15 protein-coding genes, 1 tRNA gene and 1 pseudogene are annotated in these 19265 nt (G+C 69.4%); 10 read left to right on the top strand and 7 right to left on the bottom strand.

Annotated elements, in window-relative coordinates; genetic code table 11:
* Positions 1-41: 41 nt before the first annotated feature.
* A complete protein-coding gene (gene topA / locus F6Q13_RS00380) occupies positions 42-2804 on the top strand; it encodes a type I DNA topoisomerase (protein ID WP_293050789.1) in 2763 nt (920 codons plus the stop codon).
* 90 nt (positions 2805-2894) lie between these two features.
* Here the strand turns inward: topA and F6Q13_RS00375 are convergent, their stop codons facing one another.
* Positions 2895-3446, bottom strand: coding sequence for a TetR/AcrR family transcriptional regulator (locus F6Q13_RS00375; protein ID WP_293050550.1), 552 nt, complete (start codon positions 3444-3446; stop codon positions 2895-2897).
* Between the two features lie 193 nt (positions 3447-3639).
* On the opposite strand from F6Q13_RS00375, the gene F6Q13_RS00370 reads away from it, so the two are divergent.
* Positions 3640-4530, top strand: a complete 891-nt coding sequence (locus F6Q13_RS00370; RefSeq protein WP_293050548.1) for a bacteriorhodopsin — start codon at positions 3640-3642, stop codon at positions 4528-4530.
* 170 nt (positions 4531-4700) lie between these two features.
* Entirely contained in the window at positions 4701-5633 is a 933-nt protein-coding gene (locus F6Q13_RS00365) for a Brp/Blh family beta-carotene 15,15'-dioxygenase (RefSeq protein WP_293050546.1), read from the top strand.
* Between the two features lie 207 nt (positions 5634-5840).
* Here F6Q13_RS00365 and F6Q13_RS00360 read toward each other — a convergent pair.
* A pseudogene (locus tag F6Q13_RS00360) lies at positions 5841-7521 on the bottom strand (adenylate/guanylate cyclase domain-containing protein).
* 18 nt (positions 7522-7539) lie between these two features.
* Here F6Q13_RS00360 and F6Q13_RS00355 point away from each other — a divergent pair.
* Both F6Q13_RS00355 and F6Q13_RS00350 read left to right on the top strand, forming a co-directional pair.
* Entirely contained in the window at positions 7540-8757 is a 1218-nt protein-coding gene (locus F6Q13_RS00355; protein WP_293050544.1) for a DNA polymerase III subunit delta', read from the top strand.
* 50 nt (positions 8758-8807) lie between these two features.
* Positions 8808-8880 (top strand) — tRNA-Thr (locus tag F6Q13_RS00350).
* A 94-nt stretch (positions 8881-8974) separates the two neighbouring features.
* On the opposite strand, the gene F6Q13_RS00345 is transcribed toward F6Q13_RS00350, so the two are convergent.
* Positions 8975-10822, bottom strand: coding sequence for a hypothetical protein (locus F6Q13_RS00345; RefSeq protein WP_293050542.1), 1848 nt, complete (start codon positions 10820-10822; stop codon positions 8975-8977).
* Here F6Q13_RS00345 and F6Q13_RS00340 point away from each other — a divergent pair.
* Positions 10788-11732, top strand: a complete 945-nt coding sequence (locus F6Q13_RS00340; protein WP_293050540.1) for an NAD-dependent epimerase/dehydratase family protein — start codon at positions 10788-10790, stop codon at positions 11730-11732. The genes F6Q13_RS00345 and F6Q13_RS00340 overlap by 35 nt on opposite strands.
* Here F6Q13_RS00340 and F6Q13_RS00335 read toward each other — a convergent pair.
* From F6Q13_RS00335 to F6Q13_RS00325, 3 genes are read right to left on the bottom strand one after another with little or no spacing between them, the layout of a single operon-like run.
* Positions 11729-12070 (bottom strand): DUF2304 domain-containing protein, encoded by a 342-nt coding sequence (locus tag F6Q13_RS00335; protein WP_293050537.1) that lies wholly within the window; start codon positions 12068-12070, stop codon positions 11729-11731. The genes F6Q13_RS00340 and F6Q13_RS00335 overlap by 4 nt on opposite strands.
* Positions 12067-12753 carry a glycosyltransferase family 2 protein gene (locus tag F6Q13_RS00330; protein WP_293050534.1) on the bottom strand — a complete coding sequence of 229 codons (687 nt, stop codon included), beginning with the start codon at positions 12751-12753 and terminating at the stop codon, positions 12067-12069. Before F6Q13_RS00330 ends, F6Q13_RS00335 begins: the two co-directional genes overlap by 4 nt.
* Before the next feature lie 7 nt (positions 12754-12760).
* A complete protein-coding gene (locus F6Q13_RS00325; RefSeq protein WP_293050787.1) occupies positions 12761-14002 on the bottom strand; it encodes a hypothetical protein in 1242 nt (413 codons plus the stop codon).
* Between the two features lie 220 nt (positions 14003-14222).
* Between F6Q13_RS00325 and F6Q13_RS00320 the strand changes: the two genes are divergently transcribed.
* Positions 14223-15269, top strand: coding sequence for a DUF475 domain-containing protein (locus F6Q13_RS00320; protein WP_293050532.1), 1047 nt, complete (start codon positions 14223-14225; stop codon positions 15267-15269).
* Positions 15270-15301: 32 nt separating this feature from the next.
* Here F6Q13_RS00320 and F6Q13_RS00315 read toward each other — a convergent pair whose 3' ends face one another.
* A complete protein-coding gene (locus F6Q13_RS00315; protein WP_293050530.1) occupies positions 15302-15790 on the bottom strand; it encodes an inorganic diphosphatase in 489 nt (162 codons plus the stop codon).
* Between the two features lie 102 nt (positions 15791-15892).
* Between F6Q13_RS00315 and dacB the strand changes: the two genes are divergently transcribed.
* Genes dacB through tilS form a run of 3 tightly spaced genes read left to right on the top strand, consistent with a single transcriptional unit; the run spans position 15893 to position 19253 of the window.
* Complete coding sequence (gene dacB, locus F6Q13_RS00310; RefSeq protein ID WP_293050528.1) at positions 15893-17278, top strand: D-alanyl-D-alanine carboxypeptidase/D-alanyl-D-alanine-endopeptidase; 1386 nt, start codon at positions 15893-15895, stop codon at positions 17276-17278.
* The gene (locus F6Q13_RS00305) at positions 17275-18312 is read left to right on the top strand and encodes a zinc-dependent metalloprotease (protein WP_293050785.1); all 1038 of its coding nucleotides are present in this window, start codon (positions 17275-17277) and stop codon (positions 18310-18312) included. Before dacB ends, F6Q13_RS00305 begins: the two co-directional genes overlap by 4 nt.
* On the top strand, positions 18291-19253 hold the full coding sequence (gene tilS / locus F6Q13_RS00300) for a tRNA lysidine(34) synthetase TilS (protein ID WP_293050526.1): 963 nt from the start codon (positions 18291-18293) through the stop codon (positions 19251-19253). Before F6Q13_RS00305 ends, tilS begins: the two co-directional genes overlap by 22 nt.
* Positions 19254-19265 lie beyond the last annotated feature (12 nt).

Below are 19265 nucleotides of genomic sequence, written 5' to 3'. Positions count from 1 at the left end.
AGTTGGCTGGTGGCGACCGCGGCAGCCCTGTCAACAGGGGAATCAACAGGGGAAATGGAAGCGCGCGGCGACTCGTTATCGTCGAGTCGCCCACCAAAGCGCGCAAATTGGCCGGCTTTCTGGGCTCGGATTACATCGTCGAGTCCTCCCGGGGCCATATCCGGGACTTGCCGCGCGGAGCGGCCGACGTGCCCGCGAAGTACAAGTCCGAGCCCTGGGCCCGGCTCGGTGTCAATGTCGACGCGGACTTCGAACCGCTTTACATCATCAGCCCCGAGAAAAAGAGCACGGTCAGCGAGCTCAAAGGGCTGCTCAAAGACGTCGACGAGCTCTACCTGGCCACCGACGGCGACCGCGAAGGGGAAGCGATCGCCTGGCATTTGCTCGAAACCCTCAAACCCCGCATCCCGGTCAAGCGGATGGTCTTCCACGAGATCACCGAACCGGCGATCCGGGCGGCCGCTGAGCATCCTCGCGACCTCGACATCGACCTCGTCGATGCTCAGGAAACCCGCCGTATCCTGGACCGGCTTTACGGCTACGAGGTCAGCCCGGTGCTGTGGAAAAAGGTAGCCCCGAAGCTGTCGGCGGGCCGGGTCCAGTCGGTGGCCACGCGCATCATCGTCCAGCGCGAACGTGACCGGATGGCGTTTCGCAGCGCCGCCTACTGGGACGTGGTCGCCGAGCTCGACGCCGCTGTTTCCGACCCGCACGCCTCGCCGCCGACCTTCACCGCGCGCCTGACCGGCGTTGACGGGCTGCGGGTGGCCACCGGCCGCGATTTCGACTCGTCGGGTGTCCTGCGTCAGCCCGACGACGTGGTGCTTCTCGGCGAATCCCGCGCGGGCGAGTTGGCCGCCGGGTTGCGCGGTGCGCAGCTGACCGTGACGTCGGTGGAGGAAAAGCCTTACACCCGTCGCCCGTATCCGCCGTTTATGACGTCGACGTTGCAGCAGGAGGCGGGCCGCAAGTTGCGGTTCTCGGCCGAACGGACGATGAGCGTCGCCCAGCGGCTCTACGAGAACGGCTACATCACCTACATGCGCACCGACTCGACCACGCTCTCGGAGTCGGCGATCGCCGCCGCGCGGACCCAGGCCCGCCAGCTCTACGGTGAGGAGTACGTCTCGCCGTCGCCGCGCCAGTACACCCGCAAGGTGAAAAACGCCCAGGAAGCCCACGAGGCGATTCGTCCCGCCGGTGACATGTTCGCCACTCCCGACGCAGTGCGCCGCGAGCTCGACGGTGACGACTTCCGGCTCTACGAATTGATCTGGCAGCGTACCGTCGCCTCGCAGATGGCCGATGCCCGCGGCACCACGCTGAGCCTTCGCATCGGTGGCACGTCGGGCGAGGCACAGGTGGTGTTCTCCGCGAGCGGGCGCACCCTGACCTTCCCGGGGTTCCTCAAAGCCTATGTGGAAACGGTCGACGAGCTGGCCGGCGGTGAGGCCGACGACGCCGAGCGGCGGTTGCCGCAGCTGCGGCAGGGGCAGCGAGTCGACGTCGCCGCGTCGACTCCGGAAGCACATGCCACCAACCCGCCGCCGCGCTACACCGAGGCGTCCTTGGTCAAGGCGCTCGAGGAGCTGGGCATCGGTCGGCCGTCGACGTACTCGTCGATCATCAAGACCATCCAGGACCGCGGCTATGTGTACAAGAGGGGCAGCGCGCTGGTGCCGTCCTGGGTGGCGTTCGCCGTCGTCGGGTTGTTGGAGCGACATTTCGGCCGGCTGGTCGACTACGGCTTCACCGCCGCGATGGAAGACGAGCTCGACGAGATCGCGGCCGGTCACGCCCAGCGCACCACCTGGCTCAACCACTTCTACTTCGGCGGCGACTACGGAGTGCCCGACTCGGTGGCCCGCTCCGGCGGTCTCAAAAAGCTCGTCGGCGTCAACCTTGAGGGTATCGACGCGCGCGAAGTCAACTCGATCAAGGTTTTTGACGACGATCAAGGACGTCCGGTCTATGTGCGGGTGGGCAAGAACGGGCCGTATTTGGAGCGCATGGTCACCGGCGAGGACGGGGAGCCCACACCGCAGCGCGCGAGCCTCAACGACACGCTGACCCCGGATCAGTTGACGCCCGAGGTCGCCGAGGAGCTCTTCGCCGCGCCGAGCGAGGGCCGCGTGCTCGGCGTGGATCCAGACACCGGGCACCAGATCGTCGCCCGCGATGGCCGGTACGGGCCCTACGTCACCGAGATCCTGCCCCAGCCACCGGAGGCCGACGACGGCACGGCGCCGGCGAAGAAAGCCAAGAAGCCCGCGGGGCCCAAGCCGCGGACCGCATCGCTGTTGCGCAGTATGGACTTGCAGACCGTGACCCTCGAGGATGCCCTGAAACTGCTGTCGTTGCCGCGGGTGGTCGGGGTAGATCCCGAGTCGGGTGAGCAAATAACCGCGCAGAACGGTCGCTACGGGCCGTATCTGAAACGCGGCAACGATTCTCGCTCGCTGGCGAACGAAGATCAGATTTTCGACATCACGCTCGAGGAGGCGCTCAAGCTCTACGCCGAGCCCAAGCGGCGCGGCCGCCAGGGCGCATCGGCGCCGCCGCTGCGTGAGCTGGGCACCGATCCGGCGTCGGGCAGGCCGATGCTGATCAAAGACGGCCGGTTCGGTCCGTACGTCACCGACGGGGAGACCAACGCCAGTCTGCGCAAGGGCGACGACGTGGTGTCGATCACCGACGAACGCGCCGCGGAGTTGCTGGCCGAGCGGCGTGCCCGCGGCCCGGTCAAGCGACCGGCCAAAAAAACCACCCGCAAAGCGTCGGCGACGAAAGCCGTCAAACGTTAGATACGCTCTGGTTGCACCTGATCAGATGCCGCTTCGGCGCCTGCGGTAAGCATCACGAAAAGGGCGCGCGAGACGTCCTCGGTGCATCACCTAAGAATGCCCGCGGGCGCTGCGCAGGACCATGTCGACGGCCGCCTCGATGACGTCGTCGTCAGGCAGCGTGCCGAACATCAGCGACGGGCAGGCGACCACACCGGAAAGCATGGACACCGCCGCGTCCAGCTCTGGGCCTTCGAGGGCGTCGGCGAGGATGGTGCGGATCGGTCGTTGACCCTCGGCGTTGACCTCGTTTCGGATCCGGCTCATCGTGTCGACCGTCGCCCATTGGGCCATCGCGGCGAGCACCCGGTCCAGCCGCAGCTCGAGCACCTGCTGGCGGAAGGCCTTGAGTTGTCCGATCAGATCGAGGCGGATATCGCCGGTGCGTTCGCAGCGCTTCGAGCCCCGAAGCAGCTCCAGGGCCGTCGCCGCCAGGTCGGACTTCAATGGCCAGTGCTTGTAGAGGGTGGTCTTCGAGTAGCCGGACCGCTCGGCGACGCGAGCATGGGTGAGCGCCTCGGAACCTTCCTCCGTCAGCACGTTGAAGGCCGTGCGGGCGACATCGGCTCGGGTTCGGATGATCCGGGCGTCCTCGCCTGGCACGCCTGCTTGGCGGCCATGAGCAGGTGGCATCCGAGTGTCCTTTCCCGCCGCACGCGGTCTGAATGAGTCGTTGGTCAAAACTACCCGGTGATCGGGGCGACCGAAAATATACTAGCTGAACACTAGTGAATAAATTGTTCATTAGTGTACGCTTCGTTCTGTCTCTCTTCCCTCCACGTTCAAAGGTTCGACGATGATCCCTGAAGAACTGACCCGCTCCCAATTCGACACCGTCTACAACGTCCTGTCCTTCTCGATCGCGGCGCAGCTGTTCACCGCGATTTTCTTGCTGGCCACCCAGACACGGGTGCTGGCCCGCTACCGGCAGGCCGTGGTGATCTCCGCGATCGTCTGCGGCATCGCCGCCTACCACTACTTCCGCATCTTCGACTCGTTCAGGCAGGCGTTCGTCACGACCGCTCCGGGCGGACGCGGCACCTACACCCAAGCGGCCGGGCAGTCGTTCAACGAGGCCTACCGCTATGTCGACTGGTTCCTCACGGTGCCGTTGCTGCTGACCGAGCTCGTCGTCGTGCTGGCGCTGGCGCGTAAGCTGCAGAATTCGCTGCTCTATCGGCTCATTCCGGCGTCGGCGCTGATGATCGGGCTGGGCTATCCCGGGGAAATCAGCGGCGACAACGTCGTGCGCAACGTGTTCGGGCTACTGTCCACGATTCCATTCATCTACATCCTATACGTGTTGTTCGTCGAGCTGACCCGCTCCCTGGACCGTCAGCCTGAGGCCGTGCGCAACACCGTCAGCGGCATCCGGTTTTTGTTGCTAGCCACCTGGGGCGTCTACCCCATCGCCTACATCATCCCGCTGTACGCGTCCCATGCGGGAGCGGCCGCGTGGGTGGTCAAGCAAGGTGGCTACTCGGTTGCCGACATCTTGTCCAAGTGCCTGTACGGCCTGCTGATCTACAAGATCGCCCGGCTGAAGTCCGTGGCCGACGACCCCGGCTTCGCGGCCCAGGAGGGCGCTCACGGCGACGAGCCGGCGGTGGCACCTGCCGACAGCGCCAAGACGGCCAGACTGTTCGCCGACGGCGGCCGAGACAGCACCATTGCGGCAACGGCGTAACGCAAGCAGCCGCCGTCGTCCTGCGGGCAGGGCAGGTTGGCATGGCCCCCGGAAGCCGCACACGCGTCGCCGGCGCGACGCCCGCGGCCACCGGCCCTTGCCGGCAGGCGTACCGCAGCCCGGCCCCCGGGCGTGCGCCGCTGGCGACCGCCGCCAGGTGGTCGAGATGGGTGGTGGCGGGGACAGCGCTGGTGGCGGGCGGCCACACCGCGGGGCTGCCCGCGATCCCGGCGCCCATCGTGCTGGCACTCGCCGGCGTGGGGTTCGTGGCCGGAGTCCCGCACGGCGCGGCCGACCATGCTGTTCTCGCGCGCCTGGCCGGCAGCAGGCCCATGCCGTTGGTGGCGGCCCTGTACGCCGGCGTGGCAGCCGGTGCGTGGGCGCTGCTGCAGTGGGCCGATCCGACCGCGTTGATCGTGGTGGTGGCGTTTGGGGCGCTGCACTTCGGCCTCGGCGAACTCGAGGTTGCCCGTCGGCTCACCGGGTGGCAGCCTCCGCACCCGGTGGCCGCGGCGATCGTCGTCGCCGGGTCCGGGGCGCTGGCGCTGCCCCTGGCTCGCGGCGGGGATCAGCTCAGGGCGGTGGCGACGACCGTCTCACCGGGTCTGGCACGAGCGCTCGGCTGGCCACCGATGCACGCCGGTCTGGTAGCGGGGTGGCTGGTGGCGGCGCTGGTCGCGGTGATCGCGTCGCTGCGGGCCGCTCACCCTGCGATCGCCCTCGACGTGGTGATCCTCGGGGCCGTCGGGATGCTCGCACCGCCGCTGCTCGCCTTCGCGGTCTGGTTCGGCGGCTGGCATTCGCTGCGGCACTGCGCGCGGCTGCTTACCATCGAGCCGGGCTGCGCGGCGATGCTGGCCGCCGGCCGACACCGTTCTGCAGTCGTGCGGCTGGTCCGACTGGCCGCGCTGCCATCGCTGGCGGCGTGGATCGCCTTGGCCGGACTTGCCTGGTTCACGGTGGCGGCGCCGGATCCGTTCGCGGTCGTGGCCCAGGCGTTGCGTCTGCTGCTCGCGCTGACGGCGCCGCACGCGCTGGTCGTCCTCTGGGCCGACCGGACCATTCGTCGCGACACCGCGCGCCGACCGATCGACTGTCCTTGACGTGAAGGCTGTCGACGACGATCAGAACAGGTGAACAACAATTTCAGCGCGTCCACCACGCTCTCCAACAGTCCGCTGTTGGCGACCCCGCGCTCGATGGTCCCGGTCCACGCAGCCGCCGCCGTGGTTCCGGTCATCCCGTAGGCGGGGACGTGCGCTGCCGGGCGCAACCCGAACGGCGTGCGCGCCTAGCTTGCCTGCGCCGGGCTAGCTTTGGTTGGCGACCTCGCTGGAAACCCCCTCCGGGGCGGCCAGGTGCAGCGGCCGGGCCAGTTGGGTGGGCACGGTGCGGCCCCGCAGCGAGACCACCTCGCCGATGTCCCAGCACAGCGCCTCGGCGTCCAGCGCTCCGCTGACCGCAACCGCCGAGGCCAGCACGTGGCCTTCTTCGAGCTTGGCCAGCTCGGTCAGCCGCGCGGCCTCGTTGACCGGGTCGCCGATCACGGTGTACTCGAATCGGGCCTGAGCGCCGATGTGCCCGGCGATGGCCCGCCCGGCCGATACCCCGATGCCGAAGTCCGCGGTGCCGATCACCGGCAGCAGCGCGTCGTGCAGCTCGCGCGCTGCGGCCAGCGCCGCGCCCGCGCCGTCGGGATGCTCGATCGGTGCGCCGAAGATCGCCAGCGCGGCATCGCCCTGGAATTTGTTGACGAAGCCGCCGTGGCGTCCGACGGTGTCGACCACGACCCGGAAAAACTCGTTGAGCAGGTTGACTACCTCGGCGGGTGGTCGGGTCGCCGCCAGCTTCGTCGAGCCGACCAGGTCGACGAACAGCACCGCGACATCGCGTTCCTGTCCGCCGAGCTCGGTACCGCGTTCCAGGGCGCGGCGCGCGACATCTTCGCCGACGTAGCGGCCGAACAGGTCACGCAGCCGCTGCCGCTCGGCCAGACCGCGCACCATGTCGTTGAAGCCGGCCTGCAGCAGTCCCAATTCGCTGGCGTCGTAAATCTGCATGTGGGCGTTGTAGTTGCCGCGCTGCACCTCCCCCAGCGCCCAACGCAGCTGGCGCAGCGGATCGGCGATCGACATCGCCGCCAGCAGTGTGCTGGCCAACCCGGTCACCAGCGCGGCCAACGCCATGAACAGGATCGGGGTGAACAGCTCGCCGGGGGAGGCGTGCAGCAGCGACATCTTGTCCGCCGCCACCGCAAGCACGATCGCCAGCAGGGGCACCGCGGTGGACAGGCCCCAGGTCAGCATCTGCCGCCCGATGACCCCCGGGGCTTTCAGGTTTTCCGGCAGTCCGGCGCGCAGCGCGGCCACGGCCACCGGTCGCAGGGTCCGCTCGGACTGCAGGTAGCCGATGATCGCGGTGGCGGCGGCGCCCAGCGCAGTCGCGACGGCCACCACGGGCGCGGCGTGGCTGGCCACCGGCCAGCTGGCGGTGATGAACACCACACTGCCCAGCGACCAGTTACCGAGGCTGATCAGCATTCGGTAGAAGGGCATCCGCAGCGCCCGGGACCGGGCCAGCTCGGTAGCCGCCGGGTCGTCATCGGCGAGCAGACCGTCGCGGCGCTGCCACCGGAACACCGGCATCAACAGCCGCAGGCTCAGGGACATCCCGCCGACGAACAGGACGAACACTGTGGAGAAAAAGATCAGCAGATTGACCCGTGGCAGGTCCTGCAGCTGGATGCGGTCCTCGGGAGGCAGGCCGAAACGCAGGAAGCCGAGCACGAACAGCCCGCCGATGATGTCGGCCTGCAGCAGACTGAGCGAGAACACCGGCCACGGGGTGCGCACCACCCAGCGAACGAACGCTGCGGCTCGCTCGCCGAATGCCCTCGTGGTGCTCACAGGCACAACCGTATCGGTCGGCACAGATCAAAAAGTATCCAAAAATTTCGGCATTCGGCCGGTAGGCCCGGGGTGTTTGGGCCAGTCGCTACTGTTGGCGGTGATGTCCGGGGTATTTGCGCGGCTGGTCGGCCAGGACCGGGTGGAAACCGAGCTGGTGGCCGCCGCGGAGGCGGCCCGGGGTGATTCGGCTCACAGGACCGGTGCTGGAGCCGCTGCCGAAGCCGCGATGACCCACGCCTGGCTGATCACCGGTCCACCCGGCTCGGGCCGCTCGATCGCGGCGCTGTGCTTCGCGGCGGCACTGCAGTGCACCTCGGACGGGACGCCGGGCTGCGGCCGGTGTCGCGCCTGCACGACGACGATGGCCGGCACGCATACCGACGTGCGCCGAGTCGTCCCCGAGGGGTTGTCGATCGGTGTCGACGAGATGCGGACCATCGTCCAGGTCGCTTCCCGGCGGCCGAGCACCGGGCGCTGGCAGGTGGTGCTGATCGAGGACGCCGACCGGCTGACCGAGGGTGCGGCGAACGCGTTGCTCAAGGTCGTCGAGGAGCCGCCGCCGTCGACGGTGTTCGTGCTGTGCGCACCGTCGGTGGACCCCGACGACATCGCGGTCACGCTGCGGTCCCGCTGCCGGCATGTCGCGTTGGTCACCCCGTCGGCGGCCGCGATCGCGCAGGTGCTGGTGGACCGCGACGGGCTGGCCGCCGAGACGGCGAATTGGGCGGCGGCGGTCAGTGCTGGACATGTGGGCCGGGCACGACGGTTGGCTACTGACCCGGCTGCCCGGGAGCGACGTCAGCGGGCACTCGGGCTGGCCCGCGACGCGGCGACGCCGGGGCGCGCCTACCAGGCCGCCGAGGAGTTGGTGGCCGCTGCCGAGGCCGAGGCTTCGGCGTTGACCGCCGCGCGCGACGAGGCCGAGACCGAGGATCTGCGCACCGCGCTGGGGGCGGGCGGCACCGGCAGGAACACCGCAGGGGCGCTACGCGGCGCCACCGGGGCGATCCGAGACCTCGAACGTCGACAGAAATCACGTCACACCCGGGCGGCACGAGATGCGTTGGACCGCGCGCTGATCGATCTGGCCACCTACTTTCGCGATGCGCTGGTGGTGGCCGCCGGGGCCGACGCGGTGCGAGCCAACCATCCCGACATGGCCGAGCACGTGGCGGCGATGGCCGCACAGAGCACCCCCGAACGGCTGTTGCGCTGCATCGAAGCCGTTCTGGAATGCCGCCGGGCGCTGGCGGTCAACGTCAAGCCCCGTGTCGCCGTCGATGCCATGGTGGCCACCATCGGGCAGGCGCTGCGCTGAGCGCGCCTGCTCAGCGCCGGCCTGTAGACTCATCCCGCCCGGCAGGGCACGCCACCTTAGCTCAGTCGGCAGAGCGGCTCACTCGTAATGAGCAGGTCAGGAGTTCGATTCTCCTAGGTGGCTCACGTAGGTGGCTCACGCACGTGGCTTCCGCCGCGAGCGTGCGTGTCGCCGCACCGACACGCCGCGTAGCGCCGCATTCTGCGCACGCTCGCGCCTACTGCGGCGCCAGATAGCCCACCGGGCCGGCGGCGATGCAGACCGCCAGGGCCGCGGTGTCGGCTTGCGCCGTGATCGCGTTGCCCGCACCGGGCAGCCGGACATAGACCCGGTTGAGTCCGGGATGCAGCGGAACTTTCACCCGCGGCCCCTCCGACAGGCTCAGGGTCAGCGACCCGTCGCTGTTGGCCAGGTAGTTGATCTCAGCGGTCCAGTCCGCCGGCAGCAGCGGGCCGTCGAGCCTCAGCAGGGCCGGGCGGTCGGGTTGCACGAAGTATCCGCACCGCGGGGTGGGCCCCGGCTCTATCGCGCGGACCCAGCTCACCCGGGCGCCGACCAGCCGACCCGCGCTATCCAACATCCGCAATTGTGTCGTGGCCGAAGCGAATTGCGGCCGATCACGCAGCAGCGCGAAGATGTGACTGGCCAGGTCCTCGGGCCAGGCCACCCGTTGCAGCACCAACGGGTCGACTTCCTGGTCGAGCAGCGGCGCGTTGGACGTCGCATGCGCCTGAGCCAGAGCGCGGCGCGCGTTCTGCAGATAGGGCTGGGCCGGATTGTCCCGCCAGGAGCGCAGAAACGTCATCGTCGAATACCCGCTGCTGGCCACCAACAGCACCGCCACTGCCGCCGTCACCAGGGTGCGCGGCGTGGAGTTGTCCAGCCAGCCGGATGACGGCCGGTTCGGCGCGCAGAACCCTACCGCGGCCAGCAGCGCCAGCACAACGACCGAGTCGGGGAAATACCGCAGGGTCTGGGCGAGCTCCAGCGCGGTGAAAGGCGACGAGCGCATCAGATAAATCGGCACCTGGACGGCCACCACGTAGCCGGCCGCGGTCAGCCACACCGGGCCGATGCGACGTTTGCGGATCAGCGTGACCGCCAGCAGCCCCGCCAGCACCAGCCAACCGAGCACTCGGGCCGGCGGTGGCGGCGCTGCCCAGGGCGAGGCCGGCGCCCAGCGGTCCCACACCCACGGCCCGCCGACCAGCCCCGGCACGATGCCGTGGGTGATCGCACGCCGCACCAGATCCCCCGTCATCGCCAGGTCGGCGCTCCACCGGTGCTGGTCGACCGCCACTGCATACCCGGCGAGCCAGATTGCGGTCAGCGCCAGCGACGCCGTCCACAGTCGGACACCGGCGCGCCACACCGTGGATAGCGCCTCGTGGCTGCCCTGAACGTGGCCCAGCAACGCGGCGACGGCGAACGCGACGAACGGGATCACCGCCGCCTTCTCGAAGAACAGCAGACCACCCAGGTAGGCCAGGGTGCCGGTGAGTGCGTAGCGCTGGTCGCCGGTGCGGACCAGCAGGATCGTGTCAGCGCACACCCAGGCCAGCGCCGCGAGCATCGGCAGCGAGTTCAGTGCCGCGGCCCACCACGCGAAACCCGGAATGCCCAACGGCGTGAACAGCGCGAAGGCCAGCGGCACCAGCAGCGCCGGTCGCCAGCCCATGATCACGCGCAGCGCGCGCAGCAGCGCCAGCGACGCCAACAGTTGCAGCACCACCAGGCTGACCGCCGGGCCGGTCCAGTTCAGCGGGGCCAGTCGGGTCACGACACCGGCGACCAGGTAGGCGCCGGGCATGAGATGGCCGTCGTGATCGTCGAACAGGTACGACGCCGACAGCAACGCGTGCGTGCCGGCCCGGCCGGTCAAGATCAGGTCATCCCAGTAGAAGTAGCCCCCGAACGCGATCACCGCCCGCACCGCCAGCTGCACCGCGACCAGTGCGGCGGCAACCAGTGCGACCCGGGGCACGCGCGTCCGCGGCGGGATCCGGGGAGCCCGCCGGTATGGTGGGCCGGTGCGCGCACTGGTCACCGGGGCAGCCGGCTTCATCGGATCGACGCTAGTCGACCGCCTGTTGGCCGACGGTCACGCCGTGGTGGGCCTGGACAACTTCGCGACCGGCCGGGCGACCAACCTGGAGCACCTGGCCGAGGTACCGGAGTTCGTCTTCGTCGAGGCCGACATCGTGACCGCGGACCTGCAGACCGTTCTCGACGAGCAGCGCCCCGAGGTGGTTTTTCACCTGGCCGCCCAAATCGACGTACGGCACTCGGTGAGCGACCCGGAGTTCGATGCCTCGGTCAACGTGATCGGGACAATACGGCTGGCCGAGGCTGCGCACCGGGCGGGGGTGCGCAAGATCGTTTACACCTCGTCGGGGGGATCCATCTACGGCACCCCGCCGACCTACCCCACCAGCGAGACGGCCCCGACCGATCCGGCGTCACCGTACGCCGCGGGCAAAGTGGCCGGCGAGATCTACCTCAACACGTATCGGCATCTCTACGGGCTGCAGTGCTCGCACATCGCGCCGGCCAATGTCTATGGCCCGCGCCAAGATCCACACGGCGAGGCCGGGGTTGTGGCGATCTTCACCCAGGCGCTGCTCAGCGGCAAACCCACCCGGGTGTTCGGCGATGGCACCAACACCCGCGACTACGTCTACGTCGACGACGTGGTGGAAGCTTTCGTTCTGGCAGCCGCGGCGATCGGGGACGGGCGCCGGTTCAACATCGGCACCGGCGTGGAAACCTCGGACCGTCAACTACATTCCGTGGTAGCGGCCGCCGTCGGTGCGCCCGACGACCCGGATTTTTGCCCGCCGCGGCTTGGTGACCTGAAGCGCTCATGCCTCGATATCACCTTGGCGCAGCGGGTGTTGGGCTGGCGGCCGCGGGTTGCGCTCGACGACGGGGTGCGCCGCACCGTCGAGTACTTCCGTGCGGCCCACCGGACCTAACGCAGCTGCGGTGGCTGCGCGGCCTCCAGCGCGATCGCGCGTGCCAGCCGGGCGTAGCGCAACTCCAGGTCTTTGAACCGCAGGTAGGTGCTCATCGTGGTGAAGCTGAACGCGACGATCAGCGCATACAACATCAGATCGGTGCCGCGCGCCACCCCGACCCAGTGTGCCACCACCGTGGTGTCGTTGGGGCGCAGCACCGCATACACCGCGGCCGAGACGAACACGACGTAGCCGACCTTGACCCAGGCCCGCGACTGTGGCCTGCGCCGGGACCGCAGCAGGTAGATCAGCAGCGTGATGATCGCGAAGATCAGCAGCACCTGAATCCAATTCACCGTGGCATCCTTCCTCGCAGGAACCCGTCGAAAAGAATGTTGATCCCGTTGAGCAGCGGTTGGCCCTTGGACGTGGAATATGCGGTGTAGAGCACCTCGACCGGTACCTCGGCGACGCGCCAGCCGTGTTCGGCGATCAGCATCACGAATTCGGTGGCGTGGCTCATCCCGCTCATCGTGATGTCGAGGCCGTCGGCGACGGTCTTGTTGAACACCCGCAGACCGTTGTTGGTGTCGGTCAAACCCAGCCTCCGTCCACGGGGGCTCAGCCAGGCCGCGGTCCGCAGCACGACGCGTTTGAGCAGTGGCGGCCGGGTGACGCCACGGCCGAACCGGGTCCCGATGACCACGTCGACGTCGCCGGTGGCCAGCCGGGCGACCATCGCCACGAGGTCTTCGACCCGATGCTGACCGTCGCCGTCGAAGGTGGCGAAGACCTGCGCACCGGGCTGCCGGCGGGCGTACTCGACGCCGGTCTGGATGGCCGCGCCCTGGCCCAAGTTCACCGGGTGGCGCACCAGGTGAGCCCCCGCGTGCAGCGCGATCGTACCGGTGCCGTCGGTGCTGCCGTCGTCCACGCACACGACGTGATCGAAGACCGACCGGATTTCGGCGATGACCTCGCCGATGACAGCGGCTTCGTTGAAAGCCGGAACGACGATCCAGACGTCGGGGTAGCCCATCTCGATCTCACGCTACACGTCGCGCGGGTCGGTTACCCGAACGCGCGAGGGCGACCACATGGACGCCGATCCCCACCAGCGGACCGCAGAGCAGCCCGACGACCGTGCGGGTCTGCAGCGGCAGCGGCAACATCAGCAACACCGCTGCCGCCGCGGTGGACCCGATCCACCCCAGCGCGTAGGCGCGGTGCAGCGCGGCCGCGACGGTGGCCGCACCGGTCAGCGTGAGCATGGCGATCGCCACCGCCGCCGCCGTCAACCAGGCCAGCAGCGCGCCGCCGGTGCGATAGTCGGGCCCGAATCCGAGCTGCAACAACCACGGACCGGCCAGGCCGGCCCCCAGCACACCGATGGCACCGATCCCGCCGATGACCGCCGCCGGTCCGAGCAGCGCTCGCAGCCGCTCGCTGCGCTCGTCGACGAAGTGGGCGATCAGGTTGCCCTGCAAGGCGGTCAGCGGCACCAGCAACGGCGCCCGGGTCAACGTCACCGCCAGGATCACCACTCCGCCCGCAGCGCCCAGTTGCGACGACGAGGCCTTCAGCAACACCGGAAAACCCATCACCAGAATCGCGCTGGCTCCCGCCGCGGTGACCGAGTGGGCCGCTCCCCGCAGGAATGTGGTGATGTCCCCGGGTGTGCGCAGCCGGGCCGCGGCCCGGGCCGACCGCGAACTCGCCAGCATGACCAGCCAGGCCACCGCACCGGCGACGGTGGCCCACAAAAAGCCCACCAAACCCCAACCGATCACGAACGTGGCCGCCGCGACCGTCACCCGGATGACGGCATCGGTCACCATCAGCGCCCCGTACTGCGTCCAGTAGCCGGCACCGGCCAGCATCCCCAGCAGGGTGGCGTGCAGGCAGAAACCGGCCAGTCCGACGCCCAGGAGACCGACCGACAGCCAGCGGGCGTCGGAGAACACCTGCGCGCTCCACAGCGGTGAGCTCCCGACGATCGCCACCGCCGCGGCCAGGCCGACCAGCCCGGCCACCCGCAACGGGTGGGTCCGCCCGTCGGCTGTGCCGTTAGTGTGGCCGTTAGGGTCGCCTCGAGGGCGGCCCAGCGCCCGGACTTCCCGGGTGGTTTCCTGCAGCAGGCCGTTGGCGGCTCCGGTCACCAGGCCGAACGCCCCCCAGAACACCGCGAAGACCGAGAAGCCGGCCGGCGCCAGATCGCGAGCCGCCAGGTAGACCACGGCGTAGCCGCACAGCGCGGTCAGCACGGTCGCCGACCCCACCCGGGCCATACTGCTTCGCGCTATCGGCCCGGCGGCCGCGGCGGTACCGCCGGCCTCGGTCACCGTGCCGTCAGCTGGTGGGGGACCGCCGGCATCGCCACGGTTTGAAAATACTCAACGCGAATACTCAAGGCGCGTTCGCGGGGATCGTTTCTCCACAGGACGTGTCGCGGCCCGCACAGTCATCGGAGCGGGGCCCGCTATCGTGAGCCGCGGTCGGGAAGGATCCATGGCAGGGCTTCGCATCTTCGGCGTCTCGGTGGCGGTAACCGCAGCGGCCATGGTGGCCGGATATCTGCACGGCGGGCCGACGGCGATGCTTCTGCTCGCGGCACTGGCCCTGCTCGAGGTCTCGCTGTCGTTCGACAACGCCGTGGTCAACGCCTCGGTTCTGCGGCAGCTGAGCCCGTTTTGGCAGCGGATGTTCTTGACCATCGGCATCGTGATCGCGGTATTCGGGACTCGGCTCGTCTTTCCGCTGGTCATCGTGTGGCTCACCACCGACCTGGATCCGCTCGCCGGCGGCGCGCCGGGCTCACCCGGCTACCAGCATCTGATCACCGCGGCGCACCCGCAGATCGCCGCGTTCGGCGGGATGTTTCTGTTGATGGTGTTCCTGGACTTTGCTTTTCACGACCGCGACGTCAAGTGGCTGACCTGGGTCGAGAGGCCGCTTGCCCGGATCGGACGGACCGGTCAGCAGCCGGTGGCACTGGCGGGCGCGTTGCTGCTGCTCATCGGTGCGCACGTGACCGACTCCGGCGCCGACCGTGCGCAGGTGTTGACAGCCGGGGTGGTGGGCCTGGTCGCGTTCCTGGTGGTGACCAGCCTCGCCGGCGTGTTGGCCCCGCCCGGTCGCGGAGCGGGCAGGATCGTCGGTCGGGCCGGGCTCGTCGTGTTCCTGTACCTGGAGACGCTCGACGGTGCTTTTTCCCTCGACGGAGTGACCGGCGCGTTCGCGATCACCGCCGACCCGGTCATTATCGCGTTGGGCCTGGGTCTGATCGGCGCGGTGTTCGTGCGCTCGATCACCGTGTATCTGGTCCGTCACGACGTGCTGGAACGCTATGTCTATCTCGAGCACGGCGCACACTGGGCGATCGGCGCGCTGGCCGTGATCTTGCTGCTGTCCGTCGATCAGCGGTTCCGGGTGCCCGAGGTGGTGACCGCCCTGGTCGGTGTCGTCGTCATCGGCGCGGCGACGGGTTGGAGCATGCGGAGCCGTCGCCGGTCCGCCCCTGGGCCGAGCGAACGGCCCCCGTATGTCGCCGGGTAACCCGTGAGCGGACCGATCGGCGTCGCGCGGTCTTAATGCCCGCTGGTCTTGAACCGTTCTATCGAGCGCTGAACCTCGGCCTCGGCGGCGGCGCGGTCCACCCAGTCGGCGGCCTTGACGAACTTGCCCGGCTCCAGGTCCTTGTAGTGCACAAAGAAATGCTTGATCGCGTCGAGCTCGAACTGGGAAACGTCGCCGATGTCTTGGATGTGGTCCCATCGTTGGTCGCCGGCCGGCACGCAGAGCACCTTCGCGTCGCCGCCGGATTCGTCGGTCATCTCGAACATGCCGACCGGTCGCGCCTCGACCAGCACACCCGGGAACAGCGGCTCGGCCAGCAGCACCATCGCGTCGAGCGGGTCGCCGTCTTCACCGAGAGTGTCTTCGATGAAGCCGTAGTCGGTGGGATAGGCCATCGGGGTGTAGAGATAACGGTCCAGCTTCACCCGCCCGGTCTCGTGGTCGACTTCGTATTTGTTGCGCTGGCCCTTGGGGATTTCGATCGTCACGTCGAATTCCACTGGTTCGGCTCCTTCGTGGGGTCGCTGTTCGTCAGGTTGAAGGTCCACCCTAGTGGAGTGGCCGATTAGGCAGAATGGGACCCCAGAGGAGTCAGGAGAGCCATGCATCCCACCCGATGGCGACCGTCGACCCACCTGATAATGGGGGCCGGGGTAGTGGCGATAGTCGCCGGCCTAGTGGCCGCGGCGGCGGTGCTGACCGCCAGCCGCCGCGAGGCGCGGGGAGCCCAAATTCCGGCGCCGCCGACCGTCACCGCCAGGCCGGCTTTTGTGCCGGTGCCCGGCACCGCGCCGGTGCCCACCCCGCTCGGGCTGGCGACGACCCTGGCGCCGGCGCTGGCCGACCCCGGCCTGGGCAACCTGGCCGGGCGGGTCACCGACGCGCTGACCGCGCACGAGCTGTGGCAACAGCAGGACTGGGTGCCGATGGTGCCCGCGTCGACCAACAAGACACTGACCGCCGCCGCCGCCCTGTTGGCGCTGCATCGCGACGCACGGGTCACCACCCGGGTGGTCGCCGGCGACGGGCCGGGCGTCGTGGTGCTGGTGGGCGGGGGCGATCCGACCCTGTCGGGAGCTCCGCCGGGGCAGAAGACCTGGTATCAGGGCGCGGCGCGGATCAGCGATCTCGCCGATCAGGTTCGCCGCAGCGGCGTGACACCGACGGCGGTGGAAGTGGACCTTTCGGCGTTTAGCGGACCCACGCTGGCACCGGGTTGGGATCCGGGCGACGTCGACGGCGGTGACGTCGCTCCGATCGAGTCGCTGATGCTCGACGGCGGGCGGATCCAGCCGGCGACCGTGGACTCCAGCCGGTCGCACCACCCGGCCCTGGATGCCGGACGCGTCTTCGCCGCCGCGGTCGGGGTCGACCCGGGCCGCGTGACGGTCACCGCGCATCCGACGCCGGCGGGCGCCCGGCAGCTGGGCGCGGTGCAGTCCGCGCCGTTGAGCCTTCGGCTGCAAGAGATGATGGACGTCTCCGACAACGTGTTGGCCGAATGCATCGGGCGCGAGGTGGCAGCGGCCATGCACCGACCCCGCAGCTTCGCCGGCGCCGTCGACGCCGTGCTCAACCGGTTGCGCACCGCGCACATCGACGTGACAGGCGCTGTGCTGCAGGACTCCAGCGGATTGTCAGTCGATGACCGGCTCACGGCGAAAGACCTCGATGACGTCGTGCAGGCCGCGGCCGGACCCGACCAGCCGGCAGTGCGGCCGCTGCTGGACCTGCTGCCCGTCGCCGGGGGCAGCGGCACGCTCAGTAACCGGTTCCTCGATCGGGCCTATGAACCGGGCCCGGCAGCCGGCTGGCTGCGGGCCAAGACCGGTTCGCTGACCGCCGTCAACGCGTTGGTGGGGGTGGTCACCGACATCGACGAGCGGGTGCTGACCTTCGCCTTGATCTCCAACGACTCCGGGCCGACCGGCCGCAGTGCGGTCGAGAACCTGGCTGCGGCTCTAAGGTCGTGCGGATGCAGGACGTGATCTCGGCGACCGAGGTGACCGTCGGTCGGGCCGTCGACTGGCGCTTCGCGGCCGCGGTCGGGCAACGGCTGGCCCGCCCGGGCCCGCCGGCCACCGACTACACCCGCGGGCAGGCGATCGCCGACCTGGCCCGCGCCGCCAGGGCGGCCGAGCCGCTGGTGCGCGAGATCACCGGCCTGCACACCGGCGAGGCAATGTCGGACGCCCGCATCGTCGACCGGCCCGCCTGGATTCGTGCGGCGGCCGAATCGATGCGGGTGATGACCGGCGGAACCGACAAGCCGCGCGGGCTGATCACCGGACGGGTCACCGGCGCGCAAACCGGCGCGGTGCTGGCGTTCGTCGCGTCCGGAATCCTCGGCCAGTACGACCCCTTCGCCGACGGCGGCTGCCTGCTGCTGGTGTATCCCAACGTCATTGCGGTCGAGCGTCAATTGCGGGTCGCGCCGTCCGATTTCCGGATGTGGGTGTGCCTGCACGAGGTGACGCACCGGGTGCAATTCACGGCCAATCCGTGGCTGTCGGGCTACCTCGCGCAGGCGCTGGGCGTGCTGACCCGGGACAGCGGTGACGACGTCGTCGCGGTGACCGCCCGGCTGGCCGATTTCCTCCGCCGCCGCGGCGGATCAGCCGACGCCCATGCGCCGGGGGTGTTGGGCCTGGTGCGCGCCGTGCAGTCCGAACCGCAGCGCCAGGCGCTGGATCGGCTGCTGGTGCTGGGGACCTTGCTGGAGGGACACGCCGACCACGTGATGGACGCCGTCGGAGCGGAGGTAGTGCCGTCGGTGGCCACCATCCGGCACCGTTTCGACAACCGCCGTCAACGCAAGCAGCCGCCGCTGCAACGCCTGCTGCGCGCCGTGCTGGGCATCGAGGTCAAGCTCGGCCAGTACACCCGCGGCAAGGCGTTCGTCGACGCGGTGGTGGACCGGGTCGGGATGGAGCGGTTCAATACCGTGTGGTCGGGCCCCGAAACGTTGCCCGTGCCGGCCGAAATCGAAGATCCGGGGCGATGGATCGATCGGGTGCTCTAGGCCGGCTGCACGCCGCTGTCGCGGCATTCGCCAAGGAGCACCTGCCCGCTGTCCACCATTGGTGTGTGGCGCTCTCGGGCGGCCCGGATTCGCTGGCGCTCACCGCCGTCGCCGCGGCCATCCTGCCAACGACCGCGCTGATCGTCGACCACGGACTGCAGAGCGGCTCGACCGAGGTGGCCGCGACTGCCCGCACCCAGGCGCTGGGACTGGGCTGCGTGGAAGCCCGAATCCTTTCCGTCGTCGTCGGCGCCGATGGCGGCCCGGAGGCGGCAGCGCGCACCGCCCGCTACCGTGCCCTCGACGCCGCGCGCCGGGATCAGCCGGTCCTGCTGGCGCACACCCTCGACGATCAAGCCGAGACCGTGCTGCTCGGGCTGGGTCGCGGCTCGGGCCCCCGGTCGATGGCCGGGATGCGTCCGTGCGATCCGCCGTGGTACCGCCCACTGTTGGGGGTGCGGCGCAGCGTAACGCACGCCGTGTGCGTCGAACTGGGCTTAACCGCATGGCAGGACCCGCACAACACCGACCGCCGCTTCACCCGCACCCGGCTGCGCCAAGAGGTGCTGCCGCTGCTCGAGGAGGTGTTGGGCGGTGGGGTGGCCGAGGCGCTGGCCCGCACCGCGGCGGCGTTGCGGGAACAGACCCAGTTCATCGACGTGCTGATCACCGACGCGCTGACCACCTCGACGATCGACGACGGGCTCGCCGTCGCTGCACTGACGGACTTGCCGGATCCGGTTCGCCGCGGCGTCATCCGCCGCTGGCTGCTGGCCGGCGGGGCAATCAATTTGACAGCCAAACAGATTCACGGGGTCGACGCGCTGGTCACCGCGTGGCGCGGCCAGGGCGGGGTGGCTGTCGGCTCGACGTTGCGCGGTCAGCGCCTGGTCGCGGGCCGATGCGGCGGCACGCTGACACTGCGGCGGGAGCCCGTCTGAGGCGGCCGGCTT

This window comes from Mycobacterium sp. (genome assembly GCF_008709575.1).
GTDB lineage: Bacteria > Actinomycetota > Actinomycetes > Mycobacteriales > Mycobacteriaceae > Mycobacterium.
This window is presented reverse-complemented; position numbering and strand designations above follow the sequence as displayed.